General features: G+C 26.9%; 29 protein-coding genes and 2 rRNA genes (1 of these 31 running past the window's edge). 9 read left to right on the top strand and 22 right to left on the bottom strand.

Features of this window, described 5'->3' with window-relative positions; all coding sequences use genetic code 11:
* Positions 1-12 precede the first annotated feature (12 nt).
* The 3 genes from H5J23_RS04200 to H5J23_RS04190 are packed head-to-tail and all read right to left on the bottom strand — an operon-like array spanning position 13 to position 3,565.
* Positions 13-1,506 carry a lipopolysaccharide biosynthesis protein gene (locus tag H5J23_RS04200; RefSeq protein ID WP_185891073.1) on the bottom strand — a complete coding sequence of 498 codons (1,494 nt, stop codon included), beginning with the start codon at positions 1,504-1,506 and terminating at the stop codon, positions 13-15.
* Positions 1,507-1,514: 8 nt separating this feature from the next.
* On the bottom strand, positions 1,515-2,600 hold the full coding sequence (locus tag H5J23_RS04195; protein WP_185891071.1) for a polysaccharide pyruvyl transferase family protein: 1,086 nt from the start codon (positions 2,598-2,600) through the stop codon (positions 1,515-1,517).
* An 11-nt stretch (positions 2,601-2,611) separates the two neighbouring features.
* Entirely contained in the window at positions 2,612-3,565 is a 954-nt protein-coding gene (locus tag H5J23_RS04190) for a glycosyltransferase family 2 protein (RefSeq protein ID WP_185891069.1), read from the bottom strand.
* Positions 3,566-3,710: 145 nt separating this feature from the next.
* On the opposite strand from H5J23_RS04190, the gene H5J23_RS04185 reads away from it, so the two are divergent.
* The 3 genes from H5J23_RS04185 to H5J23_RS04175 are packed head-to-tail and all read left to right on the top strand — an operon-like array spanning position 3,711 to position 6,196.
* Positions 3,711-4,778, top strand: a complete 1,068-nt coding sequence (locus H5J23_RS04185; protein WP_185891067.1) for an HlyD family secretion protein — start codon at positions 3,711-3,713, stop codon at positions 4,776-4,778.
* Complete coding sequence (locus tag H5J23_RS04180) at positions 4,768-5,778, top strand: hypothetical protein (protein ID WP_185891065.1); 1,011 nt, start codon at positions 4,768-4,770, stop codon at positions 5,776-5,778. Before H5J23_RS04185 ends, H5J23_RS04180 begins: the two co-directional genes overlap by 11 nt.
* Entirely contained in the window at positions 5,771-6,196 is a 426-nt protein-coding gene (locus H5J23_RS04175; protein WP_023051929.1) for a MarR family winged helix-turn-helix transcriptional regulator, read from the top strand. The genes H5J23_RS04180 and H5J23_RS04175 overlap by 8 nt, the downstream gene beginning before the upstream one ends.
* Positions 6,197-6,216: 20 nt before the next feature.
* Here H5J23_RS04175 and upp read toward each other — a convergent pair whose 3' ends face one another.
* Positions 6,217-6,840 (bottom strand): uracil phosphoribosyltransferase, encoded by a 624-nt coding sequence (upp, locus tag H5J23_RS04170; protein WP_023051930.1) that lies wholly within the window; start codon positions 6,838-6,840, stop codon positions 6,217-6,219.
* A 55-nt stretch (positions 6,841-6,895) separates the two neighbouring features.
* On the bottom strand, positions 6,896-7,108 hold the full coding sequence (rpmE, locus tag H5J23_RS04165) for a 50S ribosomal protein L31 (RefSeq protein ID WP_023051931.1): 213 nt from the start codon (positions 7,106-7,108) through the stop codon (positions 6,896-6,898).
* 173 nt (positions 7,109-7,281) lie between these two features.
* On the opposite strand from rpmE, the gene H5J23_RS04160 reads away from it, so the two are divergent.
* A complete protein-coding gene (locus H5J23_RS04160) occupies positions 7,282-7,902 on the top strand; it encodes a ribonuclease H family protein (protein WP_023051932.1) in 621 nt (206 codons plus the stop codon).
* Between the two features lie 14 nt (positions 7,903-7,916).
* Entirely contained in the window at positions 7,917-8,600 is a 684-nt protein-coding gene (locus H5J23_RS04155) for a TIGR02206 family membrane protein (RefSeq protein WP_023051933.1), read from the top strand.
* 16 nt (positions 8,601-8,616) lie between these two features.
* Here H5J23_RS04155 and H5J23_RS04150 read toward each other — a convergent pair whose 3' ends face one another.
* From H5J23_RS04150 to H5J23_RS04125, 6 genes are read right to left on the bottom strand one after another with little or no spacing between them, the layout of a single operon-like run.
* A complete protein-coding gene (locus H5J23_RS04150) occupies positions 8,617-9,192 on the bottom strand; it encodes a YigZ family protein (protein ID WP_185891063.1) in 576 nt (191 codons plus the stop codon).
* Between the two features lie 4 nt (positions 9,193-9,196).
* Positions 9,197-9,796, bottom strand: coding sequence for a site-2 protease family protein (locus H5J23_RS04145; RefSeq protein ID WP_023051935.1), 600 nt, complete (start codon positions 9,794-9,796; stop codon positions 9,197-9,199).
* A 32-nt stretch (positions 9,797-9,828) separates the two neighbouring features.
* A complete protein-coding gene (locus tag H5J23_RS04140; RefSeq protein WP_185891061.1) occupies positions 9,829-10,947 on the bottom strand; it encodes a ComEC/Rec2 family competence protein in 1,119 nt (372 codons plus the stop codon).
* An 8-nt stretch (positions 10,948-10,955) separates the two neighbouring features.
* Entirely contained in the window at positions 10,956-12,248 is a 1,293-nt protein-coding gene (locus H5J23_RS04135; protein WP_023051937.1) for an MFS transporter, read from the bottom strand.
* Positions 12,245-13,450, bottom strand: a complete 1,206-nt coding sequence (locus H5J23_RS04130; RefSeq protein WP_185891059.1) for a CCA tRNA nucleotidyltransferase — start codon at positions 13,448-13,450, stop codon at positions 12,245-12,247. Before H5J23_RS04130 ends, H5J23_RS04135 begins: the two co-directional genes overlap by 4 nt.
* 7 nt (positions 13,451-13,457) lie before the next feature.
* Positions 13,458-14,621, bottom strand: a complete 1,164-nt coding sequence (locus H5J23_RS04125; protein WP_185891057.1) for a nucleotidyltransferase — start codon at positions 14,619-14,621, stop codon at positions 13,458-13,460.
* Between the two features lie 126 nt (positions 14,622-14,747).
* On the opposite strand from H5J23_RS04125, the gene H5J23_RS04120 reads away from it, so the two are divergent.
* The 3 genes from H5J23_RS04120 to H5J23_RS04110 are packed head-to-tail and all read left to right on the top strand — an operon-like array spanning position 14,748 to position 16,843.
* Positions 14,748-15,515: a type III pantothenate kinase gene (locus tag H5J23_RS04120; RefSeq protein WP_023052239.1), complete on the top strand. Its 768-nt coding sequence runs from the start codon at positions 14,748-14,750 to the stop codon at positions 15,513-15,515.
* A gap of 21 nt (positions 15,516-15,536) precedes the next feature.
* Entirely contained in the window at positions 15,537-16,196 is a 660-nt protein-coding gene (modA, locus tag H5J23_RS04115) for a molybdate ABC transporter substrate-binding protein (RefSeq protein WP_185891055.1), read from the top strand.
* Complete coding sequence (locus tag H5J23_RS04110) at positions 16,193-16,843, top strand: molybdenum ABC transporter permease (protein WP_255494389.1); 651 nt, start codon at positions 16,193-16,195, stop codon at positions 16,841-16,843. Before modA ends, H5J23_RS04110 begins: the two co-directional genes overlap by 4 nt.
* Positions 16,844-16,863: 20 nt before the next feature.
* Here the strand turns inward: H5J23_RS04110 and frr are convergent, their stop codons facing one another.
* From frr to H5J23_RS04065, 9 genes are all read right to left on the bottom strand, one after another.
* Positions 16,864-17,424 carry a ribosome recycling factor gene (gene frr / locus H5J23_RS04105; protein WP_185891051.1) on the bottom strand — a complete coding sequence of 187 codons (561 nt, stop codon included), beginning with the start codon at positions 17,422-17,424 and terminating at the stop codon, positions 16,864-16,866.
* A 15-nt stretch (positions 17,425-17,439) separates the two neighbouring features.
* Positions 17,440-18,156: a UMP kinase gene (gene pyrH / locus H5J23_RS04100; RefSeq protein ID WP_185891049.1), complete on the bottom strand. Its 717-nt coding sequence runs from the start codon at positions 18,154-18,156 to the stop codon at positions 17,440-17,442.
* Between the two features lie 75 nt (positions 18,157-18,231).
* Positions 18,232-19,119, bottom strand: a complete 888-nt coding sequence (gene tsf, locus H5J23_RS04095) for a translation elongation factor Ts (RefSeq protein WP_023052244.1) — start codon at positions 19,117-19,119, stop codon at positions 18,232-18,234.
* A 92-nt stretch (positions 19,120-19,211) separates the two neighbouring features.
* On the bottom strand, positions 19,212-19,955 hold the full coding sequence (gene rpsB / locus H5J23_RS04090) for a 30S ribosomal protein S2 (protein WP_023052245.1): 744 nt from the start codon (positions 19,953-19,955) through the stop codon (positions 19,212-19,214).
* Positions 19,956-20,069: 114 nt separating this feature from the next.
* Complete coding sequence (gene pgeF / locus H5J23_RS04085) at positions 20,070-20,801, bottom strand: peptidoglycan editing factor PgeF (protein ID WP_185891047.1); 732 nt, start codon at positions 20,799-20,801, stop codon at positions 20,070-20,072.
* Positions 20,792-21,811, bottom strand: coding sequence for a 3-deoxy-7-phosphoheptulonate synthase (gene aroF, locus H5J23_RS04080; protein ID WP_185891044.1), 1,020 nt, complete (start codon positions 21,809-21,811; stop codon positions 20,792-20,794). The genes pgeF and aroF overlap by 10 nt, the downstream gene beginning before the upstream one ends.
* A 26-nt stretch (positions 21,812-21,837) precedes the next feature.
* Positions 21,838-24,618: an ATP-dependent DNA helicase gene (locus H5J23_RS04075; RefSeq protein WP_185891042.1), complete on the bottom strand. Its 2,781-nt coding sequence runs from the start codon at positions 24,616-24,618 to the stop codon at positions 21,838-21,840.
* Between the two features lie 91 nt (positions 24,619-24,709).
* A complete protein-coding gene (locus H5J23_RS04070; RefSeq protein ID WP_023052384.1) occupies positions 24,710-24,877 on the bottom strand; it encodes a 4Fe-4S binding protein in 168 nt (55 codons plus the stop codon).
* A gap of 135 nt (positions 24,878-25,012) precedes the next feature.
* A complete protein-coding gene (locus H5J23_RS04065) occupies positions 25,013-25,276 on the bottom strand; it encodes a hypothetical protein (RefSeq protein WP_023052385.1) in 264 nt (87 codons plus the stop codon).
* Positions 25,277-25,485: 209 nt separating this feature from the next.
* Here H5J23_RS04065 and H5J23_RS04060 point away from each other — a divergent pair, with 209 nt between their 5' ends.
* Positions 25,486-25,920, top strand: coding sequence for a MarR family winged helix-turn-helix transcriptional regulator (locus H5J23_RS04060; RefSeq protein ID WP_023052386.1), 435 nt, complete (start codon positions 25,486-25,488; stop codon positions 25,918-25,920).
* A 37-nt stretch (positions 25,921-25,957) separates the two neighbouring features.
* Here the strand turns inward: H5J23_RS04060 and rrf are convergent.
* Together rrf and H5J23_RS04050 are read right to left on the bottom strand one after the other, a co-directional pair.
* Positions 25,958-26,074: ribosomal RNA gene (gene rrf, locus H5J23_RS04055) — 5S ribosomal RNA — on the bottom strand.
* 47 nt (positions 26,075-26,121) lie between these two features.
* Positions 26,122-26,406 (bottom strand): 23S ribosomal RNA (locus H5J23_RS04050); it runs 2,632 nt beyond the window's last position.

The raw sequence follows: 26,406 nt of genomic DNA, 5'->3' as shown, positions 1-26,406 counted from the left end.
TTACATCACTTTTTACTTTTTCCATATATAAACTTGAGATTTTTCATAGTTATTTAATCCCATAAACCAAAGTAATATTCCGTAAGATATTGCATAAAGTCCTATCTTTATCAAGAAATTTAAATAATTAATTTCTATTAAATAATAATTTAAAATATATCCAAATATCATTACTATTCCCATTGGTATTGACATTTTTATAATATTTTTCCAAAATTTAACTATATCTAATCCTACTGAAACTTTATAATATATATTCATAACTATTATTTGTCCTAAAATAAAAGAAATTCCCGTAGCTATTGCACATCCTATTGCTCCAACTTTTTTTACAAAAATAATACTAAGAACTAAATTTAAAATAGCTATTATAAAATAAACTATTGATCTAAATTGGTGCATATTTTTAGCCTGCATTATACTTACACCCGTACTTTGAATTAAGGGAACTGTTAATGGTATCATTATCCATAACGCTATGTTATATGCTTCAATATATTCTTTTCCAACCCACAAAGTTATAAAATCTTTTCCAAATAATATAAAACCTGAAGAAATTAATCCTAAAAGAATATATTGTAATCTTCCAATTTTTAAGAACATGTCATCTACTTCTTGGTGCTTTTCCTCTACTATTAACCTATTTATTCTTGGAAATAAAACACCTGAAACAGCTGATGCAAATCCCATATAAAGAGTATTAAATATTGCTCCAACAGAGTATATTGCAATTCCTTGAACTCCAACATACTTTCCTATTATAACTCTATCCGTTCCCCAATAAATTTGATCAATTAATACATTTAAAAAAATAAAAAATGAGTAAACAAATATCTCTTTTAAAATATCATTATTAAATTTAGAAAATTTTATTTTCATTCCTAATTTAAAAGCATAAATCATATCAAAGAAATAAGATAATATTGCAAAACATACGGTTGAAACAGTTACTGCTATTAAACCAAAACCATTTATCATTAAAATTGCTCCGACAATAGGATTTAGTATAATCGTTATAAGTTTTACTCCCCTTTGATATATAAACTTTTCTCTAGATGTTATATTAGTAGAAAAAATACCCATTGGAAAAGATATAATTACATTTAAGGCTAATATTATAAATACCGCTTTTGTTTTTTCAAGTTCTACCAAAGTAAATCTTTCTCCAAAAAATTTCCCAATATTTATATAAATGTATACTCCTATAATAAAAGCTATCGTCATTAAAATAGAAAAAATTACTAAAAACATTCCGTTTAAAGATTTTTCTTCCTCTATTTTTCCTTCAGCTCTGTATCTTGTTGTATATCTTAGCATTGTATTCCCTAATCCTAAGTTCAAAATAGATATATATCCCATTATTGATTGAACCAATGAGTTTATTCCGTAATCTCCTGGCCCTAAATACTTCATATATAAAGGCGTATATAAAATCTGAATAACCGAACTTGTAATTATTGTCATCATTGAAAGAGCCGTTCCTATTTTTAGTTCATTTCTAGCCATATCAACCTCTATTCGCTTAAAAAATCATCTAATTTTAAAAAATGCCTCTCTCCATCCTGAGCTGCTCTTATAAGTGTGTTTGGAGATAGTGCCTCATTCTCTTTAAATTTTTCAAAATTTAAACCTTGTAAATTTTCTAAAGAAGCATAATTTTGCTTAAACTCTAAATCTTCTAAAACATTTGTCATTTTTTTGCTATACGCTATTGGAAATACAGGCTTTTTAAGAACAAATCCTAATATCATTGCATGAAATCTTGTAGCTACAATACTATCAGCTTTATTTAATATTTCCAATGCTTCATTCATATCTCCTCTATAAAAATATTTAGAAATATATTTATGTTGCTCATTTGGTATCATATTTAGTAATTTTTTTATAGCTTCTTCGTCTTTTTCCCCTTGACAAAAGGACATAAATTTAACTTTTTTTCCACTTTTTATAATATCTAAAGTTAATGTTTTCAATCTATTAAAATACTCTGACTCTATTCCAGAAAAACCTGGCCTTGCTGATGGTAAAATTATAGAAAATAAAACATAATCTTCTTTTGCTACAGTCTCTTGCTTTAGACTAAAGACTATATCTTTTCCAAATCTTACATTTTCTAAATCTTTAAAAAGCTCATATGAATACCTTTCTCTAAAACATACATCCTTACATTTTTTGAAAAAATCATGATACATACTTTTAAATGCTTCACTTTTATAAGGACCAAAATTTGCTCCTAAAATAAAATAGTTTTTTCCAAATTCCAAGTTTCTTTCTCTTATTTTAAAGTCCTCTTTTGAAAAATCATTTTCTATAAAAATTGATCCTCCTATATTAACAACACCATCTAACTCTTTTGCTTTTAAATCCTCTAATATATTATATACTCCAAATTTTCTTCCTAAACGAAATAATATCTTTTTTGCAAAAGTATTATTATATAAAATCTTTAAATTATTTGTTTCAATCCCTTTTAAATTTTCATATTCAGAAGTAGCAAAAAGATAAAACTCTGTATCTTTATATCTTTCACAAAGCATTTTTATAAAAAGATCATCTCCTAAATTTAGTTGTGCATACGCCTTTATTAATATTTTTTTCACTGTCCCTCACCCTATTTTTCTATTAGCATTTTTTTAAATCGCTTAAGCCACATCATTTTTAATCTAAAAATTCTATAATAGTAATATATTTTTATATCTATAGTTTCTATTTCTTTTAATCTATTTATTTCTTCTTTTATCTTTATATAAAACCTTTTCCAATTTTCAACTTTATTTTCACTCAATTTTTGAAGTACATCAAAGGGATACATTATACCATGATATTTAAAGCATTCCCTAATTTTATTTATATTTTCTTTATATACCCCATTTCTTTTATAAAAAGATATTAATTCTCTTATAACAATATAAATATCTGTTCTATTTTTATAATTATTTGAAACTGAATTTTGGTTCATAAAATAATTATAATATGGTTCATCTAAAGAAATAATATCTTTACTATAAAAAAAACTTATAAAATTAAAAAACATATCCTCACCAGTATAGATATTTAATAAAAATCTAATATTATTTTTTTCTAATAAATCTCTTTTATAAATTTTATTACATGGTGATGCAAACCACTCTGTAGTACAATCTATATACTCATTTTTATTATTTCTTTTAGGAATTTTAACTGTTGAAAGAAGATTTTTATTTTCATCTAATTTCTTAAATCCACATATTACAATATCTGCTTGATTTTTTTCAGCTTCTTCTATCATATTTATATACATATCTGAATCTACCCAATCATCAGAATCCAAAAAAGCTATATATTTTCCTTTAGCCATTGAAATTCCTAAATTTCTAGCAGCACTACACCCGCCATTTTGCACTTTTTTATATATTATATTTTTATTATTTTCAGATATCTTTAAACAAATATCTGATGTTTTATCTTTTGATCCATCATCTATAACTATAATTTCAATATTTTTTAAATATTGATTTAAAACAGAGTTTATACATCGTTCAATATATTTTTCAACATTATAAGCTGGAATTATAACACTTAACACTTTTCCTCCTATTATTCTTAATTTTGTTTTAAATTATATAATGATAAATATAATAATTCAAATAAATTTATCTTGTATTTTTTTTCCAAAAATAGTAAAATTAAAATAGTTTCCTAGGAAACTATTTTAATTTAGGAGTGATATTATGATTTATAAAAAGAAAGCTATTTTAATTTATGTAGGTATTTTTTTTAGTTTTTTAGTTTTTTTATTTTTATCCGTTACTTTCCAGATGAACATACCATACTCTTCTAGAGCCTTTTTGGAATATCAAATTGCTCCAGTTTATAGCAAAGTTTCTGGCAGTGTCGATCAAATTTTTGTAAAAAATGGTGAATTTGTAAATATTCATCAACCACTATTTAGTGTTGATAATAAACTATATAAAGCTTCTTACACTTCTGCACTAGGACAATACAATGAAGCTCTTGACTCTATTAAAACTTTAAAAAGTGATATTGAAAAAAATAAAATTATTGTTGAAAAAAATCGAAATATCTATTTACGTAATAAAAAAGAACTTACTAAATTTGAATCTTTATATAAAAAATCATTTATTAGTGAAATTGATTTAGATAATATGAGAACCAAAGTTCTCGAATCAGAAAAAACATTAAAAAATAGTGAAGGTATTTTAGATAATCTTCTTACAAAATATAAAACAAATGAAGATTCTACTCCTACGCTTTTAATAGCAGAAGGAGCTCTAGAAAAAGCTAGAATTAATCTTCAAGATACAACTATTCTTTCTCCTATTAATGGTGAAGTGGTTATGGATAATTTTTATCAGAATACATCGATTAAAGAAAATACACCTCTATTTTATATAAAAAATGATAATATATTAAAAGTTAATGTAGATTTAAAAGAAAAAAATATAAAATCAATAACTCCCGATAGAAGGGCTTTAATTTTATTTGATGGAATTCCAGGAATTATTTTTAAAGGTACCGTTGAAAACATAAGTCCAATTTTAGCTCAAGGGTATAGTACATCTAGTTCTCTTGTCAATATTCCAACTGATAATCGTTGGATTAGAGACAATGGAAAAATTCGAGTTTCAATTATTGCTGAAAATTCAAAATCAATAAAACATTTATCAAGTGGCTCTATGGCTTCTGTTATTCTTTTATCAGAAACTAATAATATCTTTTATAATTTTTTAGCTAAAATTTGGATAAATATAATTATGGTGTTTAATTATGTCTACTAGTAACGACAACGTCAATTTTATACCTGATATTTTTAGAAGTCTTCTAGCAATAACTATTGGAATTTTACTAAGTAAATACACAAATTTTTCTTTTAACTTCCAAATTCCTATAATTGCTTTTGGGGTAGTAACTACAATGAAAAAATTTTCTATAAAGATATTCTTTTCTAATTACTGGTGGATTTCATTTTTTGCAGCTTTAGGCTTATTGTTTACAGAGATTTTTAGAGAAAATATTTTAGCTTTTGCTGTTGTTACATTTGCTGTTTTTTTCAGTTGCTTTTTTTTCTCATATAAGCATCCCAATGGTATACGAAGTAGTATCTTAGGTTATTCTTTCACAACTATATATGCTACATATAGTGATAAAGTTGTTGAAAATATGGTTGTTGATATTGTTTTAGTCACAGTTTTAGGAGGGATAATTGGTTGGATATTACTTCTTATTTTTCCAACAAAAGAAGAAAATTTAGGAGTTAAAAAATCTCAACGAGAAGATATTGATAAAGATATTTTTCATATTTTTAAAATAACTATTATCGTTTTTGCTTTATGGTTAGCATATATGTTTTTTGATATCAGAGACACTTTTTTTGCATATGCTACTTTAGCTGGAATTTATACGAATTTAAACTTAGAAAAAATTCATAAACTATCTTTTTTAAATATCACTATTCATAGTTTAGGTTGCTTTTTAGCTATAATTTTTTCATTTTTTATAAACGGAATTAGCAATAATCCATTTATTTTTGCTTTTGCATTAATGGTTTTTATATATCCTATGGTTTACATAGGTTACTATGGTAAAACACCTTTTCAGAAAATATTCTTTTTTGGACTAATTAGAGCTATTATACTTCCTATATGTCTATATCTTACACCTTATGGTGATATCGTTACTAAAGCTTCTACTAGAGCATTACAAATAACTATTATTCTTATTTTTTCAATGTTTTTAACTAGATTTCTTTTATTTATAGAGGGAGGAACCAATGAATAAAATTAAAATTCCTATTTTATTTTCAAGAATAAATAGGTTACAAAAAAAACATCTTAATGATAATTTAAAAATTTTTAATTTAGAATCATCCCAAGGAATTATACTTTTAAAAATTAAAGAGTTAAAAAAAATAACGCCTACTCAACTCGTTGACTTAGGAGTTATTGAAAAACCTGCAATTAGTAAAACTTTAAAAAAATTAGAAGGCTTAGGTTATATTATTAAATCTCAATCTAATCAAGATGCTCGAAGTTTTTATGTTTCTTTAACTAAAGATGGAGAAAGAATTGCAAGTCATGTTGAAGAGTTTCTAGATAAGCTTGATAAAAAGTTTCACACTATTTTAACTGATGATAATATCCAAGAAATTAAAAATGTTTTAGATTATTTAGAGGAAAAGGAAATAAAAAAAAGCTGAACTAAGTTCAGCTTTTTTAATTACTTTGTTCCAAATATTCTATCTCCACAATCTCCTAAACCAGGATAAATATATCCATTTGAATCTAATCCTTGGTCTATTTTAGCAGTATAAATTGCTACATCTGGATGTGTTTGTAAAACTTTTGCTATACCTTCTGGTGCAGCTACTAAACACATAAATACTATATTTTTTACTCCAGCATTTTTTAAATAATCTATTGCGTATATTGCTGATCCACCAGTTGCTAACATTGGATCTACTAATATAACTTGCTTGTTTTGAACATCTACAGGAAGTTTACAGTAGTAATATACTGGTTGTAGAGTTTCTTCATCTCTATAAACTCCTATATGTCCTATTTTTGCTGTTGGAATTAAAGATACGATTCCATCTACCATTCCTAATCCAGCTCTTAAAATAGGTACAACTGCAATGTTTGTTCCTAATGTATATCCAGTTGTTTTCATTAGAGGAGTTTCAACCTCAATTTCATCTAAAACTAAATTTTTTGTCACTTCATAAGTCATCAGCTTAGATATCTCATTTAAATTTTCTCTGAATGATTTTGTATCCGTATTTTTATTTCTTAATAATGTTAATTTATGTTGTATTAGCGGATGATTTATTTCTATTACAGCCATTTTAACCTCCCTAGTTATATTTCTTTAAAAAAAAACAGGACATAGTCCCGTTTTCTTATTTTTTTAATCCAAATCTCTTATTGAATTGCTCTACTCTTCCAGCTGCGTCTATGAACTTAGCTTTTCCAGTATAGAATGGGTGACAGTTTGAACAAACAGCTATTTTAAGCTCGTCTCCCTTTGCTAAAGTTGATCTTGTTTCAAATTTGTTTCCACATGTACAATCAACAGTTATTACTTTGTACTCTGGATGAATTCCTTTTCTCATTAATTTCACCTTCCTAAAATCTTTCTATTTATCGTAAAGATTTTATCATAAATTTTTAACTTTTGCAACATTTTTTTACTAATGATCCGAAGTTTTTTTGATATTTTCTTCTCTTTCCTTTTTATTTTTTTTAATTTTATGATAAAATAATATAAAACTTTAAAAGGAGAATTATGGCTACAAAATATTATGCTTTTATTATAGATAATGAAAATTACTCAAAAATTGTAACTTCTTGGCCTGAATGTCAAAATGCTACTAAAGGAAAAAATGCTCGTTATAAATCATTTAAAACAGAGCTTGAAGCTAAAGAGTGGTTAAAAAATGGTGGTCTATATGAAGATAAAAAATTAAAAATTCAAGAGGCTAAAAATAAATTAGAAGATGGCATCTATTTTGATGCTGGAACTGGACGAGGTATTGGTGTTGAGGTCAGAGTTACTAACCGTTTAGGAATCTCTTTACTTGATAATATTCTTCCTGAAAAAATGATAAATGAATTTGGAAACTATCTCGCTCCTCAAGGTAGCACAAATAACTATGGTGAATTAATAGGTGTTTTTTTAGCTATTGACATTGCTTTAAGAGAAAGAAATTTTAGAATTTTTGGAGATAGTAAATTAATTATTGATTATTGGTCTAAAGGGCATTATAATAAATCGTCACTAAATGAAAAAACTATAAATCTTATTACGAAAACCGCTGAAAAAAGAGCACAATTTGAAAGTCTAGGTGGAACTATTCAGCATGTTTCTGGGGATATTAATCCTGCAGATTTAGGTTTTCATAAATAAATTAGGAGGAGTACATGGAGTTCGAACTATTTGATAAATTACATCTTTTTTATCTTTTGGGATATTCTTTGGTTTTTCTGTTTCTTTATTTTGGAGTTGCATACAATCCACAGCCTAAAAAAATTATGAGGATTATATCTTTTGTCATTTTATTAATTAAATGTGGTGAACTTTTTATTAGATATAAATTAATTGGTGAAGCTTGGTATCAATTGCTTCCACTACACCTTTGCAACATAACTCTTATATTTGCGGTATTTGGATCTATATTTAGGTTTGGACCATTTTTATATGCAACGTTCTTTTGGTCTATTGGAGCTGTTTTTGCTCTACTAACACCTGAAGTAAGAGAAACATTCCCTCATTTTTTTAACATAAGTTTTTTCTCAACGCATTTTTATATAATTTTTGTTGCTATAGTTGAGTATAAAGTATTTAAGTTAAGACCATCTTTAGAGTCATGGACCGGTTCATTCTTAGGTTTAAATGTTATTGCAGCTGGTGTTTATTTTATTAATACTGTTCTTGGAACAAATTATCTTTATATTAATAGAAAACCAACTTTCTCATCTCCTCTTAATTATTTTGGAGAGTGGCCATATTACATAATAGTTGTTGAATTTGCTTATGTAACTTTGACTTTATTATTACTATTTTTATTCAAAAAAAAAGATTATAAAATAAAAGTAAACAGGTAGAACAATCTACCTGTTTTTACATTATTACCAATATATCTTTAAGTTCTTTTAACTTCTCCAATGTTTCATTAGAAACTTTTACTCTATACGTTACACGTTCGTTAAAATCTTTATTTAATAACTCCTCATTACCATTTATAAGTAACGTCTCTACTTCATTTATTTTCTCATAAGAAAAATCTAACAAACACTCAACTCTTTCTATAAATTCTACAATTTCTCCTTCTAAGACTGCTAACTTTGCAGTTTTGGCATAATTTCTTACTAAACCACCAGCTCCTAATTTTATGCCACCAAAATATCTTGTCGCTACTACTACTACATTATTTACTTCCATATAAGTCAATATTTCACCCATAGGTTTTCCAGCAGTTCCACTAGGTTCTCCATCATCATCAGCCTTAAAATATTCTTGCCCATTATCAATAACTCTATAAACAGTACAATTATGAGTAGCATCTGGATGCATCTCTCTAATCATACTTATAAAATCTTCAGCCTCTTCTTTTGTTGAAATTGGTTTAGCATAACCTATAAATTTTGATTTTCTTTCTTCAAACTCTATCCTTACAGCTTTTTTTATACTTTTCATTTAACTAACTCCTAATTATCAAATCTATAAATCTCACTAAAATATTGTATATAGGAGACATCATTTTACTTAATATTCCAAAATAACTTAATACTATTATAAATAAAATTCCATATGTGTCTAAAGTAAATACTTTTATTCTATTTTCATCATTTAAAAACGATGCTATAACTCTTGATCCATCTAATGGTGGAATTGGCAAAAGATTAAATGTTCCCAAGGCCATATTTATTATTATAAAATAAATTGATATGTCATTAAAAGGTATTATTCCATATTTTATTAAAATAGCTCCAAGTATCATTAATAAATAATTTGTTAAAACTCCTGCTATTGAAACTAAGAACTCTCCAACTCTCCCATTTCTAAAAGCAAAATAATTTACTGGTACTGGTTTGGCCCATCCTATTATAAAATTCGAACCACTTAACAACATAAAAATTGGTACTAACGCTCCTATTGGATCTAAATGCTTTAATGGATTTAAAGATAGTCTTCCTGAATATTTAGCTGTTTTATCTCCACAAAATAAAGCCATATATCCATGAGCTAATTCGTGTAGTACCAAAGAAAATAGTAAAATTATAACCTTTAAAACAATCATTTTTATCACCTCGCATAAATAGCTTAACACAACTATAATTCTAATGTCAAATATGGAATTTCACTTAGTAATTCAATACTCTTTATTAAAATTATATAAGTATAATTTACCAATGAAATTGTTAAAAATTCTAAATAAAAATTTGATAAAAATATTGTCATAAAACTTATCATTATAAAAACTGATGCTATTGGAATTATAATTAAATTACTAAAAACTGAAAACAAAGGAATCGTATTAAAAAATATATAAAAAATTGGTGTCATACAAAGTTGAATTGTTAATGTCATTAATAGTGTATTTAATACCTTATTTAAATATTTACTTCTATATTTTTTTATTTTAGGAATTTTTTCATAAATAAAAATTATAGAAAATACTGCTATATATGACATCCAAAAAGATATGGAGTAAATCCATGTTGGAAAAATTAAAAGTGAACAACAAAAAGCTAATATAAAACTTTTTTTACTATTTACCTTCTCATATAAAATATTTCCTAATAAATAAATTGATCCCATTATATATGCTCTAAATATTGATGGCGATTTTCCAATGGAAATAACATATAATGTTAGAATGATAAAAACTAAAATATATCTTTTTCTTTTATTAATATTTAATTTTAATAATAACAATGACATTCCAGCAATAATTACCCCAATATGTAATCCGGATATTACTAATAAATGAGCTGTTCCTGTGTATCTAAACTTTTCTTTTACATCTTCATCTAATAAATATCCCTCTCCTAAGACTGTTGCTCTCAAAAAATGCTCTAAACTAAAAGAATAATCTGCACTTATTTTCTTTATTTTTTTTATAAAAAAATTTCTCAATATGTTCTCTTTATTTTTTACCTCTTCTGCCTCTATATTATATTGAACTCCCCATTTTGAAAACTTTATTTTCTTTACTTCTCCTAAAATAATTTTTTCTCCATCTTCTACTTTGTTTACTGTAAAATACATATTTTTTACTGGATATTTTCCATTTATATTTTCAATTCTTCCTCTTCCTGCATCTACTCTACCAGTTAGTTCAATGATATCTCCTATCTCAATTTTCTCTTTAAACGTTGTCCAATACAACCTAAAAAAGAAAATTGAGGCAAAAATTATAATTAATGCCCCAATTTCTGTTTTTTTCAACACTCCTCCTATTCATTATATTTAAAATAAAATACATATGAGATTACAAAAGATACTGCTGAAAATATTGCCGATGAGTATATACCAAACTTTGTTACCTCTCCACTTCCTCTTAAAACAAGCATCAATGGTAATACAACTATTGAGACTAAAAATGCCATTTTTAAGAAAAATCCTTGAATTCCAAAGCAAACTCCTTCGATTCTATTATTTATTCTTTTACTTATTTTTTCACTTATATCACTCATCATTGCTGGTGGAAATATAAATGCTGCTCCTGATATTGGTATTCCTAAAAGTGCAAATATTAAAAATCCATATTTTACAGGTATTACTTTTCCTAATAATGATAAAGCTATTGTTAGTATTATTAATCCAACTAAAGATCCTAACATAATTTTTCTATATCCAAATTTTCTAGATAATTTATTTACTGGATAAAAAAATAAAGCTGAGGCTCCAAATAATAAAGCTGACGCTATTGTTATTGTCTCTTTTCCATATCCCATTATATCCTCTACATAATAGTTCATCATGGCTCTTAAAGAGTTAAATCCTACAAAGAAAAATAGTAATCCTAACAAATAATTCCTAAAATCTTTATCTTTTACCACTTCTTTTAAAATCTCTTTAATATTCCCAACATGTTCAACAGGTCTTGAGTATTTTTTTTCTGGAACTAAAAAAACAGTTACATACAGTCCTAAAACACATAAAATACTTAATGAAATAACCATACCTCTAATCCCAACTAATGTATCTCCTTTACCAAAATACTTAATTAAAACTCCTGGTAAAATCATTGCAATTGCACTGTACAATAATCTAAAAACTGACTGCCATGTAGACAAATCCAATCTCTCCTCTGAATTCTCTCCAATTTCTGGTATTAAAGCATTATATGGAGCTCCTACAATTGTATAAAATGTAAAAAATAAAGATCCTATAAGCGCTAAATAGATAAATGTTCCTTTTTCACTTATCATTGGTGGATAGAAAAAGGCTACTGTCGTTATAGCTAGTGGAATAGCTCCTACTGCAATAAATGGTATTCTTCTTCCCCATCTACTATTAAATTTATCTGATAAATATCCTACTACTGGATCTGAAATCATATCTACTACTCTTGAAATAGCTAATGCCAATGATATTAAAACAGGTGTTAAAAATGGTTTAAGTCCTGAGTTTTCCGGTGGAAGATAAAAATATAAAATCCATTGTGCAAATATTTGATCCACAATGGCATAACTTACTCCTACTCCATAAAATATCTGTGTTGTTAAAGGTATTCTTCGCTTCAAATTTTTTCCTCCTCTATCAATTTTAGTAAATAATTTTTTTGGTTTAGTTCAGGATTTTTCAATACTATATCTAAAGATTTTTCTAATAACTCTTTAATTTTTTTTCCATCTTTTATTCCTAAATTTAATATATCTTTTCCAGAAATTGCTAACTCCTTCAGAAAAATAGGTTCATTATTCATTATAATTTCATTAAATTTCTCTTTTATTAAAGATATATCATCTCTCAAATTTTCTATTTTTAATATATTTTTGAAATCTTCTAACCCTATGGTCATAATCATCTTTTTTATTTCATATTTACTACTAATATTTTTTATTTTTTTTAAATTTTCAATTATATTTAAAATCGATTTTTTACTTTTATTATCCAATTTTAAATAATTTAGCTCATCTTTACTTTTATTAAAAATAACTACTAATTTTAGTACTAAAGATTCCTCTAATAAAAATAAGCTATCTATTTTATCTAAATCTTCTAATATCTCATTTAATTTTATATTTTTATATGTCTTTGGAAATAACTCTTCAAAAACTCCTAAGTCATATAAAGATTTAAAAGAATTACTTGAATTCTCTCCTTTTAGCATCTTAAAAAATTCATCTTGAACTCTTTCAATAGAAACTCTTTTTATCTCATTTTTGCACTCTTCTATCTCTTGTTTTGTTTCCTCTAATATCAATAATTTTTTTTCTCCCGCTATTCTTATTCCCCTTAATATCCTTAATGGATCCTCTTCTATTCTTTTTTTCCCATTTCCAACAAATCTTAAAACTCTATTTTTTATATCATCTATTTCTACTTGTGATAAATAAATCAGATTACTCCCATTATAAGCTATAGCATTAACCGTAAAATCTCTTCTCTTTAAATCCTCATAGATATCATTAATAAATTCTACTTCAGCTATATTTCTAAAAGATGTAAATGTCACATCTCTTCTTAACTTTGCAATCTCATAACTTTTACCCTTATAAACTATTTGAATTATCCCAAAAGCTTTTCCAATCTCTTTTGGTGAATAATCTTTAAAAATATCTTTTAATTTTGAATAATCTATATCTGTACAAAAATCACAATCTTTAGGAATTAAGCCTAGTAAATAATCTCTTACATAACCTCCTACAATATATCCCTTACCATGAGCATTTAAGATATTTAAAATATCTTTTATATCTTTTGTTAATTTTATTCTATCCATAGTACCTCTACTTTATAATTATAGGTATTTTTCTATCCTCATACGGATTTACCATTGCATAAATTTTACTTGCCACTTCATTTTGTTCTAATAAATCTAAGGAATCTTTCTCTAAATATTTTTGTATATTTTTTAATGAAGTCAAAACTTCTACTTCTTCATCTTTTAATTTTTTTAAATAATTTTGTCCCTCTTTAGTAAATCCTAAAACTCTTATATAAGGAATTTTTTCTTTTACTTTTTCTATTTGCTTTTTTTCTATTCCTAAAAGTATGTGAATTAAAATTCTCTGAACTCTTCCTTGAGTATATCTTTTACTTTTTATTTTTTCAAAAAAACTTTCAAATTCCTTACAAGAAAAAGCAGCCTCATATATTCTATTTTCATATCCCTGTTCAATATCTTGAATTCTTTCTAGTTTTTCTTTTTCTAAAAGTATTCTATGTCTTATAAAAGGATAAAAATCTTGTAATTTTGCAAAGCTATTTTTTTCTAAACTCTCTTTTAATATTTCATATGTTGTATCTGGTACAACGTCTTTTATCTCTTCTCCAGATTGAATTTTTTTTCTAATACCAGTGGCACTAGCAATTCCATCTTTTATCTCTTCTGAATAATATCCACTTTTTTCTCTCTTTATAGCAATTGGTTCTATTTTACTTTTCCAAAATTTTAAAGCCTTAATATACTCAACACCTAAAATATCATTAGAATCTAACTCATCTGTTTTATCTAATATCTTTAAAGTATTTGAATAAGCTGTTGGATAAGAATGTCCCTCTTTCAATTGTTTTTTTAGTTCTACTTTAAACTCCTTTTGTTCTTCTAAATCTCCTCTTTCGATTAGTTTTTTTACATCCCCAGTTTCAGACCCAAAAACTAGTTTTTCTATATTCATTAAATTTAATATTCCTATTGCTCCTCTAGCAAATATTTCTGCACTTTGTGTTGAATAGAATATCGGCAACTCCACCACTATATCAACACCATTTTTTAAAGCTAACTCCGCTCTTGTCCATCTATCTATAAAAGCTGGTTCTCCTCTTTGAACATAATCTCCACTCATAACTGCAACTACAACATCACCGTGCTCTTTAGCCTTTATACAATGATATTTATGTCCATTATGAAAGGGATTATATTCTACAACTATTCCTACTGATTTTTTCATATAAACACCTCATACTCTATTTATTACATTATAATTCATTTAAATAATTTATCCGAGAAAAATTTACATTTTTTCAAATATAGTTTATAATATGGATTATCTAAATTTTTATTAGGCGGTGATTACATGCTTTTAGCTGTAGATATTGGAAATACTCATATTGTTACTGGTTTACTTAATCCAAAAGGAGAGGTTCTGCTTAGCTTTAGAGTATCTTCAAATGAAAAATTAACTGAGGATGAATACTTTTCATACTTGAAAAATATATGTGATTTTAATGGTGTTGAAATTAAAGAATTAAATGGAATTGTTATTTCATCTGTCGTTCCAAATTTAATTGGAATATTTCAATTTCTAGGAAGAAAATACTTTAAAATTGAACCTATGATTATAGATTTAAATTTAAAACTTCCATTTTCTTTTGCTGAAAATCTTCAAATAAATGGTTTTGGTGCTGATAGAATTATTGATATTGCCCAAGCTATAATTGATTATCCAAAGAAAAATCTTGTTATATTCGATCTTGGAACTGCAACTACATATGAGGTTTTAAAAGATGGAGTTTATATTGGAGGTGGAATTTTACCTGGAATAGAGATGTCTATTAATGCTTTATTTGGAAATACTGCTAAACTTCCTAAAGTTAAATTTAGTACTCCAGAAAGTGTTCTTGGTAGAAATACTGCTGAACAAATTCAAGCTGGAATTTTCTACGGTTATGCTGGGCAATTAAAAAATATCATACATGAAATAAAAAAAATTGTTCCTGATCCATATATTATAGCTACAGGAGGCCTAGGAAAAATTCTTTTTGCAGAGATTCAAGAAATCGATGAATATTGTCCTGAATTAAGTCTTAGAGGTTTATATACTCTTTATCAAATGAATAAATAATATTAACTAATGGGGGGATTTATGAAAAATATTATTTTTATTTTCATTGTTTTATTTCAATCTATTTTTTCTAAAGAGATTTTAATAAGTGGTGCAGCGTCTTTAAAAGAATATTTAGAAAAAAATATTCAAGAATACAAAGCTATAGATCCTGAATTGACTATCTCTTTAAATTTAGGAGGTTCTGGAACTTTAAAAAGACAACTAGAACAGGGTGGAGATGTTGATGTTATTTTTCTTGCTAACAGAGATTATATGATTGATTTAAAAAATAATAATTATATATTCAATGAAGAAGTTATTTTAGAAAACTCTTTAGTTTTAATAAAAAATAACAACACATCTTCAAATAACGGTGTTTTAGCTATTGGTGACCCTAAGTATGTTCCTGCTGGCCAATATGCAACTGAAGTTTTAAATAACCTTCCATTAAAAGATTACTCTTTAGTGTACGGAAAAGATGTTAGAAGTGTACTTTCTTATGTTGAATTAGGAGAAGCCGATTTTGGTATAGTTTATTTAACAGATGCAAAGTTGTTAAAAAATTCTAAAGTTATTGAAGTTTTTCCAACAAATCTTCATAAACCAATTGAATATTCAATTGGTATTTCAAAAACAACTAAAAATAAAGAGGATGCTGAGAAATTTTTAAAATTTTTAAGAGGAAAAGGTTGGGAATGATTACACCTCTTAAATTGTCTTTAAGTATTGTTTTTTTATCTCTAACATTTAATTTACTTTTTAGTATTATACTTTATTTTTCCTTTAATAATAAAAATAATCTAAAAAAAATAATAGAGTTTGTAGTTACTTTACCTATTTTTTTACCCCCTTCTGTTATTGGATATATGTTGATTATTTTTTTAGGAAAAAATAGTTTTATTGGAAAAATTTTTTATAACCTTTTTAGCTTTAGATTTATATTTTCTTTTGAAGGAGCGGCTATTGCTGCAATAATAGTTTCCTTACCTATTATATATCAAGGAGTTAAAGTCGGTTTTGATACTATTGACAAAGCTTATATAGAAACAGCTCAATGTCTTGGAGTTTCTAAATTAAATATGATTAAGTACGTTTATCTTCCTTTAAGTTATCGAAAAGTTTTTTCTGGAGTTATCCTAGGAATTGGACGAGCTTTTGGAGAATTTGGAGCAACTATTTTAATTGCTGGAAATATTCCTGGAAGAACACAAACTTTACCATTAGCTCTATACTCTGCTATTGAGTCTGGAAATTATTCTTCAGCTAATGAAGTTTTAATAATTTTATTATTTTTTAGTGGTTTATTCTTAATATTATATATTTTACTTACAAAAAAAGAGAGCTAAACTTAGCTCTCTTTTCAACATTATACAGTTGTAATCTCTTTTTCTTTTAAAGCAAGAAGTTGATCAATTGTTTTAATTGTTGCATCTGTTAACTTTTGAACATCATCTTCAAATCTCTTTAAATCGTCCTCAGTTATTTCTCCTTCTTTCTCTAACTTTCTTAAGTTGTTGTTCATATCTTTTCTGATATTTCTAACTGCAACTTTTCCATTTTCTGCTTCAGATTTAGCAAATTTTACATACTCTTTTCTTCTATCAGCAGTTAACTCAGGTATCATTAATCTAATAACTTTTCCATCGTTGTTTGGAGTTAATCCTAAGTTTGAAGTCATTATAGCTTTTTCAATTGTAGGTATTACTGATTTATCCCAAGGATCAATTACTAATAATCTAGCTTCTGGAGCTGATACAGTTCCAACTTGATTTAATGGCATTAATGATCCATATTGCTCTATTTTTATTCCATCTAACATTGACACGTTAGCTCTACCTGCTCTTATTGATGCAAATTTATGCTTTGTAGATTCGATAGCTTTATCCATTTTATCTTTACAATCATTCATTATTACTTGTGCGCTCATTTTACCCTCCTAAAATTATCCGTTTATTACTGTTGTTCCTATTTTTTCACCAAGAACTACTCTTTTTATATTTCCCTCTGTTAATGAATCAAATACAACTATTGGTAACTTATTTTCTCTACATAAAGATATTGCAGTTGCATCCATAACTTTTAAATCTTTATTTAAAACTTCTGTATAAGTAACTTCTGTATATTTTTTTGCATCAGCAAATTTTACAGGATCTTTATCATAGATTCCATCAACTTTAGTTGCTTTTATTACAACATCTGCATTAATCTCTATTGCTCTAAGTGCTGCTGCTGTATCAGTTGTGAAATAAGGGTTACCTGTTCCACCACCAAATATTACAACTCTACCCTTCTCCAAATGTCTTTGAGCCTTTCTTTTTATGAAAGGTTCAGCTACCTTTGGAATTTCGATTGCAGTTTGTACTCTTGTAGGTACTCCTAATAATTCAATTGCGTTTTGAAGAGCCAGTGAGTTTATAACTGTTGCTAACATACCCATGTGATCTCCAGTTACTCTGTCTATTCCTTGTTCAGTTCCAGATAATCCTCTAAATATATTACCACCACCGATAACTATTCCTACTTCTACTCCTAAGTCTGCTATCTCTTTTATTTGTTTAGCATATGAAGTTATTGTTTCTGAAGAGATTCCAAATTCTTGGTCTCCCATTAAAGCTTCTCCACTTAATTTTAATAGAATTCTATTATAAATTGGCTTCATCTCAAAACTCTCCTCTATTATCATATTTAGCTTAAAAAAAGGGGGTGCTAAGTCGCACCCCTATACTTTGTTGTATTACGCGTTAAGTTGAGCTGCAACCTCTGCTGCGAAATCTACTTCTTCTTTTTCGATTCCTTCTCCAACTTTGTATCTAGCGAAAGAAACTACTTTAATATCTCCTGCGTACTCTGCAACTGTCTCTTTATTTTCAGCTTTTACGAAAATTTGGTCAACTAAACAGCTCTCTTCATAGAACTTGTTCATTTTTCCAACTAAAATCTTTTCGATAATTTGAGCAGGTTTTCCTTCAGCTTCTAATTGCTTTCTAGAAATCTCTCTCTCTCTATCTAAATCATCTGTTGTTACAACTGATCTGTCAACATATTTAGGATCCATAGCTGCTACGTGCATTGCGATATCCTTAGCTTTAGTGATGTTAGCTTCTGTTGCTTCTCCAGTCATCTCAACGATAACTCCTAATTTTCCTCCTAAGTGGTTGTAAGTAGTTACAAACCCTTCAGTAGTTACTTTTTCAAATCTTCTTAGAGACATATTCTCTCCGATTTTTGCGATTAAGTTAGTTATAGTTGTTTCAACTGTAACTCCATCAATCTCAGCAGCTTTTAAATCTTCAACAGTTTTGATCTCTGGTCTTAAAGCGATCTCTACCATTTTTGCTCCTAAAGCCTTGAACTCATCGTTTTTAGCAACGAAGTCTGTCTCAGAGTTGAACTCTAATACTACTGCTGTTTTGTTATCAGCAGAAACACCGTCAAATATTAATCCCTCTGCAGCTGTTCTTCCTGATTTCTTAGCAGCTTTAGCAATTCCTTTCTCTCTTAGTAAGTCTATCGCTTTTTCGATATCTCCGTTTGTTTCTCCTAATGCTTTTTTACAATCCATCATTCCAGCACCAGTTCTATCTCTTAGTTCTTTTACTAATTTTGCTGTAATCTCTGCCATTTTTTCCTCCTAAATTTTTAGAATTTCTACATATCTATATAGTACAAGGAATTGAGGGCTATGCCCTCAATTCCATTAAATTCAAGTATTTATTACTCAGCTGATCCTTCTTCAACAACGATTTCGTCGTTTGAAACTGCAGCGTTTTCTTTTCCTTGGTTTCCTTCGATGATAGCGTTAGCCATTACAGAAGCGATTAACTTTACTGATCTGATAGCGTCATCATTTGCAGGGATTGGGTAAGTTATTAAATCAGGATCTACGTTTGTATCGATCATAGCGAATACAGGGATTCCTAATTTAGCAGCTTCTACTACCGCTAAAGTTTCTTTCTTAACGTCTACTACGAATATAGCAGCTGGAACTTCTTTCATATCTTTGATTCCTGATAAGTTTTTAGAAAGTTTTACTAACTCTTTTCTGAAGTTAGAAGCCTCTTTCTTAGTGTATGCTGTATCTAATGTTCCATCAGCATCCATTCTCTCTAACTCTTTTAATCTCTCTACTCTAGTTTGGATAGTTTTGTAGTTTGTTAACATTCCACCTAACCATCTGTTGTTTACGTAGTACATTCCTGATCTTTCAGCTTGATCTTTTACAGCTTCTTGAGCTTGCTTTTTAGTTCCTACGAATAAAACTTTTCCACCGTTTGCTGCGATTTCTCTCATTACAGCATAAGCTTCCTCAATTTTCTTTAAAGATTTGTGTAAATCGATTACGTGGATTCCGTTTCTCTCAGTGAAGATGTACTTAGACATCTTTGGATTCCATCTCTTAGCTTGGTGTCCAAAGTGAACTCCAGCTTCAAGTAATTGTTTCATAGTAATTACTGCCATTTTTTAATTCCTCCTAATTTTGGTTATTTCTTCCACTGATCTCAAAACTAAACATCCCCTAAGGGCACCTTGTTTAGAAATAATCAATGTGCATTTTATTAGCAAATTATTGTATCACTTTTTTCTATTTTTGTCAACAAATATATATGCTCCATTTCTTCCTGAATCCTCTTTTTCTCTTCTATAAGAGTGAAAATTATCTCTATATGTGCATAGATTATTAGTTATTATATTTTTTTCCTGTATTCCAATCTCTTTCATAAGATTATAATTAAATTTCTGGTTATCAAAATAATATTTACTCTCTTTTTTTAAAAAAACTTTTTCTAAAAGTTTCTCATTAAATTTTCTCTTAAATTTCAAGTAAAAATCTTCTGATACTTCATAATTCTCAAGAGATATTCCTATTCCAAATGCTACTATAATATTTTTTAATTTACTATTAAATTCTTTTATCATCATCTCAACAGCTTTTGAACCAATATTTTCAAAACTTCCTACCCATCCTGAATGAATACATCCAAAAGCGCCATTTTCACTATCATATATATAGATCGGCAAACAATCAGCATATTTTGTAAATATAACTACGTCATCTCTTTTAGTTATAAATCCATCTGTACCTTCTGAATAAGTTGTTGTTTCTTTATCAATAACTACAATATTTGATGAGTGTGTTTGAAATCCTGAATAAATTTTTTTATCCTCTATATTTAATATAGAGTTAATTTTATTTCTATCCTCTTCTTTTTTTACATCTCCAAAGCTTTTAGTAGTGTAAATTGCCTTTAATCCTAACTTTGAAAACTCATCAAGTTCATAATAAAATTCTTTATCTATAAACATTTTAAACTCTCTTTAAATTCCAATGTTTTTTTCATTTTTTTACATAAAATTTCAAACTCTTGAAAATTTAAACTTTGTTCTCCATCAGATAAAGCACATGCTGGATTTTGATGTATTTCTACCATCGCACCATCTGCTCCTGCTAAGATACACCCTAATGTCACTGGCTCAACTAAAGATTTTTTACCTGTTCCATGACTTGCATCTATTATAATTGGAAGATGAGATTTTTCTTTTAAAAGTGCTACACCATTTATATCAACAGTATTTCTAGTTGCAATTTCAAATGTTCTAATTCCTCTTTCACAAAGAATAACTTTTTCATTACCAAAAGCAACTATATATTCTGCTGCCATTAAAAACTCTCTTATTGTAGCACTTAATCCTCTTTTTAAAAGAATAGGCTTATTTGTCTTTCCTAGTTCCTTTAATAAGCTAAAATTTTGCATATTTCTAGCTCCAACTTGAAATATATCTGTATATTTTTCTATCAACTCTATATCTCTAGTATCCATTACTTCTGTTACCATTACAAGGTCATATTTATCACATGCTTCTCTCATATATTTTAGGCCCTCTTCTCCTAAACCTTGGAAGTCATATGGAGATGTTCTTGGCTTAAAAGCTCCACCTCTTAAAAATTCTCCTCCATTTTCCTTTACTACTTTAGCAATGTCCATTATCATCTCTTTATTTTCAATTGAACATGGCCCTGCCATTAGAATTAAATCTGTACCACCTATTTTCCTACCTTTTATTTCTATAAGGGTATCCTCTTTTTTAAACTCTCGACTAACGAACTTAAAAGGCTTTCCTATCTTTATAATCTCCTTAACTATTGAGAATTCCTTCAATTCTTCCTTAGTTAGCCCATCTTTTTTTCCCATTATTCCTATTTTTTTTATGCTACCATCTAAAATCTCTAAAGCTCCATGTCCTGTTTTTTGTATAAATTTTTTCAGCTCTAAGATTTCTTCAGATGTAGCACTTTCTTTTAACACTACATACATTTTTATCACCTAATTTTTTATTATTATTATATCATATTTATACCAAAACAGTGCTTTTTAAATTCACATTTTAAACATTTTTCTTCAGACAATCTTTTTTCTGAAAACATACCGTTAGATATCCGCTCTGTTATCGAATCAAAATCCTTTAAAATTTCTTCTTCGTCTCCTATATTATAAGGAACTTCAATTTTATTTTCATTTTTTACAAAAAATATATATCCACCTGAAACTTTCTTCTCACTATTCATTGATAATAAATAACAATAAAGTTTTATTTGTGATATATAATTTTCTAAACTCTCTTTATCTATACTATCTGATCCTGTTTTAAAATCTACTATTTTTAAATTTTCTCCTTCTTGTATAATTAAATCTAATTTTCCTTCAATAGTATAAGCACCTCTAAATACAAATAAATTTTTTTCAACATCTACTATTTTATTTTTTAATAAATCACCATTGTAATAATTTAAAATTTGTTCTAAACCTTTATTTAAAACTTCTTTATCTAAAAATAAATTCTCCTTCTTTTTCATAAATTCATAATCAGAGTAGTATTTATTTTGTATTTTCTCTATATTTAAATCTTTACCATTTAATATAGAAAGATTTAAATACTCAAAGCTTTCATGAATTAAAGTTCCATAAAAATTTTCAATTGTTTTTTTCCTTTGAAAATCATAAATTTTATTTAATTTATATCTATACGGACACTCTTTATATTTTAACAAATCTCCCGTATAAGAATAACTATCTTTAATATCTATAATACTTGTATTTTCTATATTTAACTCTGAAAAGTTTAAGTCTCCAGATAATATATCTGGAATATTTTCATAAACTCTTTTAAATGGTAAAGATGGTATCTGTCTTTTTCCTTTACTATTTTCTATACAACTTAAAATTAACAGATTTTTAGCTCTTGAGAAGGCTGTATAATATAATCTCCAAAAATCAAAATCTTTTATTCTATACTCAGGCTCAAAATCATTATAAGGAATGTATTTTTTTTCCAATTCTTCATCATCATTCTTATCTGATTCAGGCACACTTTCTAAAGATCCTACTATTACTATTGGAAACTCCAATCCTTTTGACTGATGAATTGTTAAAAATGAAACTGCACCTTTTGGAGCATATTCTTTTATATCTTCATATTCATCAACTCCATTTTGTTTTAAGAATTTCAAATGCATTGTAAAAAAATAATCTCCAATTTTTATTATATTTTCATTATTTAAATTTTGAATGCTAGATATCTTATCTGCTTTTTCAACAATTTTTGAAAATATACCTAAATTATATAAAGCTCTATTTTCTAAGACACTATTATCTTTATTTTCAAATATTTCTTTAAAACATTTTATAGAAATAATTTTATAATATAAATTCAAAAGATTTCCTATATTTGTGTTTATATTTTCATATTCACTCTTTATTATTTCCAACTCTTTTTTTAACTCTTCATCTACTTTTATTTTTTTCTCTATAATATTTAAACATTTTTTATAATAATCCAATATTTCTAATTTATATTCATTGTTATAAATTTTACTATTTTCTCTTAACAAAACATAAAGAAAAATACCTATAATTAATATAATTTCTTCTCTATTAAAAAATAGATTTGATCTTGGAGAATAGACACCAATTCCTCTATATTCTAAATAATGAGCTAAAGAAACTATTTTTTTATTCTTCACTGATCTGAATAAAAAAGCTACTTGATTATAATCATTTATTTTTTTTGAATTCTTCATAAAAATTAAAAAATTAGCAATTCTTTCTTGCCATTTATTTTCAGAACTTTCCACAGATAATTTTACGACTCGAGTTCTATCTATATTTTTTTCTTTAGGTACTATTAGTTCTTTTGAATGTCTAAATTCATCCCAATATAAACTATCTATCCACTCTTTACAAAAATTAACTATATCTTTTTCTGATCTATAATTTACTTCTAGTTTAACAACTTTACATATTTTCCCTACTCTTCCTTCAAATTGAAGAATATTCCTAATTGTAGCCCCTCTAAACCTATATATTCCTTGATCATCATCTCCAACTACACAAATATTTTGTTCTTTTCCACCTATTAAAAAAATTAATTTTTCTTGTATTGTATTTGTATCTTGATATTCATCAATCATTGTATATTTTATTTTATTTTGAAGTTTTTTTAGAATTTCTAAATTTTCTTTTAAAATTCTATAAGCTTCACATTGGATCATAGAGAAATCTATAACATTCTCTTCAAAAATTAATTTTTTGTACATTAGGTAACTTTGTGTTAAAAAACTGTTATCATCTAACTCAAGCCCCTCTTCACTAAATTTATTAAACCACTTTATTAAGTTTTCTCCAATTTTCCAGTTAGTTAAATAATTTTTATTTTGAAAAAATTTATTAAATCCATTAATTTCTTTAAAAAATTTTAATTTTGAAAAAACAAAAAATTTTTGATCTACATTATCTAAAACTCTATATCCTCTTTTTAAATTTGAATACTCAATATTCTCATCTATTATTTTCAAACAAATTGAATGAAGTGTTCCTATATACAATCCCTCTAAATATATTTTTTCATTTTTTAATCTATTTCCTATTCTAGTTGTTAACTCCCTTGCTGCTCTTTCTGTAAAAGTAGAAACTAAAATTTCTTCTGGTTTTATATTTTTATCCTTTATCATATAAATCATTCTTTCAACTAAAGTTCTTGTTTTTCCAGAACCTGGACCAGCTATTATAAGTAAAGGTCCATCAATATTTTCTACAACTTCTTTTTGGCTTAAATTTAAATTCATAATAACCGTCCTTTTTATTTTAGTATACAAAAAAAACAAAAAAAAATAAAGCTTAGGTTTTATACCTAAGCTTTAAACTTTTAATTAATAACTATGCTGTTATTGCTGATACTGGACAAACTCCTGCGCAAGCTCCACAGTCTACACAAGCCTCTCCAATTTCATATTTTCCATTAGCGTCAGCTGATATTGCTGATACTGGGCAAGTTCCTTCGCAAGCTCCACATCCAATACAAGTATCTTTATCTATTACGTGCATTCTAAATACCTCCTGATTTTTTTATGTTTCTATACTTACTATACCCAATTAAATGGAAAAAGTCAAGATAATTTGGTTGAAAAAAATACATTTTTTTCTAAAAACTTTGATTTTCAAATCATGCAATAAACTAATTTAATCTTTTGAATTATCCTTCATCATTTCATTTCTTAATTCATCATTATTTTTAAATTCATTTTGTAATTTTTCATAATATTTCTGTGTAGCTTCTTGAATGGAAACTCCATTTTTTTTTGAATAAGCTTCTATATTTCTTTGATCTATTTCTTGTCTTTCTTGTAAATTCTTTTCATAATCAAAAGTTTTTTCACTTTCAGCATAAGCTATACTTCCTACCAATAAAGTTCCTACTAACATCATTAAATTAAATTTTTTCATTTTTTCCTCCTATTAGAAGATATTTTTCAATTAACAAACACAATTTAAAATATCTCTGTTCTTATTTCTTATATGTATTTATTTTAATCTATTTTAGATTAAATAAATAGATAGTGTGTTCATATATGAATATTTCACCCTTTTTATTTACTTTTATAATTTTAAAGGGTATCATAGAGTATATTCATATAAAAAATTGAGGTGATTCTATGAAAAATAATGAAGGTTCTATTCTTCTTATATCTGCAATTAATAAAGAAATAAATTTTCTTTTCGATAATTTTCTTTCTGAATTAGAAATAACTAAAACAGAAAGTATGTACTTAAGATTGATTCATAATAATCCTGGAATAACACAATATGAAATAGCTAAACTAAGAAAAATTGAAAAATCATTAGTTACAAAATATATTACCAATTTAGAAGATAAAGGATTAATAGAAAAAAAATTACTTGATAAGAGAAAAAAAGGGTTATATCTGATTGAAGATGGTAAAAAAGCAATTAAATTTATTGATGAATTTATTCCTGATTTACAAGAAAAATTTAAAGATCTTTTCACAGATGAGGAATCTAAATTTTTTAATACTTTATTAAAAAAATTAAAACTTCGTCTTGAAGAAGTTAACGAAAGAGAGTCTTAGAAACTCTCTTTCTTATTTTTTATAAAAAATAAAAAAAGATTGGCAACTTCCTATCCTCCCAGGGGGCTGCCCCCCAAGTACTTTCAGCGTTTATGGGCTTAACTTCCAGGTTCGAAATGTTACTGGGTGTACCTCCATAGCTATCGTTGCCAATCAATATTTAATTTACTTGGATCATTTGAAACTATATAGTAGTATATTAAGGTTAAAACTTCGATATATTAGTATTGGTCAGCTAAAAGTCTCACAACTCTTACACCCCCAACCTATCAACCTCCTAGTCTCGAAGGTATCTTAAAGAGTACTTATCTTGAAGTCAGTTTCCCGCTTAGATGCTTTCAGCGGTTATCTGTTCCAAACGTGACTACCCAGCTGTGCCACTGGCGTGACAACTGGTACATCAGAGGTTTGTCCATCCCGGTCCTCTCGTACTAAGGACAGATCTTCTCAATACTCTAACGCCTACAGTGGATAGGGACCGAACTG

The sequence above is a fragment of the Cetobacterium sp. 2G large genome (genome assembly GCF_014250655.1).
In the GTDB taxonomy this organism is placed as follows: Bacteria; Fusobacteriota; Fusobacteriia; order Fusobacteriales; family Fusobacteriaceae; genus Cetobacterium_A; species Cetobacterium_A somerae.
This window is presented reverse-complemented; position numbering and strand designations above follow the sequence as displayed.

Excerpts from the sequence above, each read along its gene's own strand:
- H5J23_RS04200 (WP_185891073.1), bottom strand. The coding sequence starts at position 1,506 with ATGGCTAGAAATGAACTAAAAATAGGAACGGCTCTTTCAATGATGACA.
- H5J23_RS04185 (WP_185891067.1), top strand. The coding sequence starts at position 3,711 with ATGATTTATAAAAAGAAAGCTATTTTAATTTATGTAGGTATTTTTTTT.
- H5J23_RS04180 (WP_185891065.1), top strand. The coding sequence starts at position 4,768 with ATGTCTACTAGTAACGACAACGTCAATTTTATACCTGATATTTTTAGA.
- H5J23_RS04175 (WP_023051929.1), top strand. The coding sequence starts at position 5,771 with ATGAATAAAATTAAAATTCCTATTTTATTTTCAAGAATAAATAGGTTA.
- upp (WP_023051930.1), bottom strand. The coding sequence starts at position 6,840 with ATGGCTGTAATAGAAATAAATCATCCGCTAATACAACATAAATTAACA.
- rpmE (WP_023051931.1), bottom strand. The coding sequence starts at position 7,108 with ATGAGAAAAGGAATTCATCCAGAGTACAAAGTAATAACTGTTGATTGT.
- H5J23_RS04160 (WP_023051932.1), top strand. The coding sequence starts at position 7,282 with ATGGCTACAAAATATTATGCTTTTATTATAGATAATGAAAATTACTCA.
- H5J23_RS04155 (WP_023051933.1), top strand. The coding sequence starts at position 7,917 with ATGGAGTTCGAACTATTTGATAAATTACATCTTTTTTATCTTTTGGGA.
- H5J23_RS04150 (WP_185891063.1), bottom strand. The coding sequence starts at position 9,192 with ATGAAAAGTATAAAAAAAGCTGTAAGGATAGAGTTTGAAGAAAGAAAA.
- H5J23_RS04145 (WP_023051935.1), bottom strand. The coding sequence starts at position 9,796 with ATGATTGTTTTAAAGGTTATAATTTTACTATTTTCTTTGGTACTACAC.
- H5J23_RS04130 (WP_185891059.1), bottom strand. The coding sequence starts at position 13,450 with ATGGATAGAATAAAATTAACAAAAGATATAAAAGATATTTTAAATATC.
- H5J23_RS04125 (WP_185891057.1), bottom strand. The coding sequence starts at position 14,621 with ATGAAAAAATCAGTAGGAATAGTTGTAGAATATAATCCCTTTCATAAT.
- H5J23_RS04120 (WP_023052239.1), top strand. The coding sequence starts at position 14,748 with ATGCTTTTAGCTGTAGATATTGGAAATACTCATATTGTTACTGGTTTA.
- modA (WP_185891055.1), top strand. The coding sequence starts at position 15,537 with ATGAAAAATATTATTTTTATTTTCATTGTTTTATTTCAATCTATTTTT.
- H5J23_RS04110 (WP_255494389.1), top strand. The coding sequence starts at position 16,193 with ATGATTACACCTCTTAAATTGTCTTTAAGTATTGTTTTTTTATCTCTA.
- frr (WP_185891051.1), bottom strand. The coding sequence starts at position 17,424 with ATGAGCGCACAAGTAATAATGAATGATTGTAAAGATAAAATGGATAAA.
- pyrH (WP_185891049.1), bottom strand. The coding sequence starts at position 18,156 with ATGAAGCCAATTTATAATAGAATTCTATTAAAATTAAGTGGAGAAGCT.
- tsf (WP_023052244.1), bottom strand. The coding sequence starts at position 19,119 with ATGGCAGAGATTACAGCAAAATTAGTAAAAGAACTAAGAGATAGAACT.
- rpsB (WP_023052245.1), bottom strand. The coding sequence starts at position 19,955 with ATGGCAGTAATTACTATGAAACAATTACTTGAAGCTGGAGTTCACTTT.
- pgeF (WP_185891047.1), bottom strand. The coding sequence starts at position 20,801 with ATGTTTATAGATAAAGAATTTTATTATGAACTTGATGAGTTTTCAAAG.
- aroF (WP_185891044.1), bottom strand. The coding sequence starts at position 21,811 with ATGTATGTAGTGTTAAAAGAAAGTGCTACATCTGAAGAAATCTTAGAG.
- H5J23_RS04075 (WP_185891042.1), bottom strand. The coding sequence starts at position 24,618 with ATGAATTTAAATTTAAGCCAAAAAGAAGTTGTAGAAAATATTGATGGA.
- H5J23_RS04070 (WP_023052384.1), bottom strand. The coding sequence starts at position 24,877 with ATGCACGTAATAGATAAAGATACTTGTATTGGATGTGGAGCTTGCGAA.
- H5J23_RS04065 (WP_023052385.1), bottom strand. The coding sequence starts at position 25,276 with ATGAAAAAATTTAATTTAATGATGTTAGTAGGAACTTTATTGGTAGGA.
- H5J23_RS04060 (WP_023052386.1), top strand. The coding sequence starts at position 25,486 with ATGAAAAATAATGAAGGTTCTATTCTTCTTATATCTGCAATTAATAAA.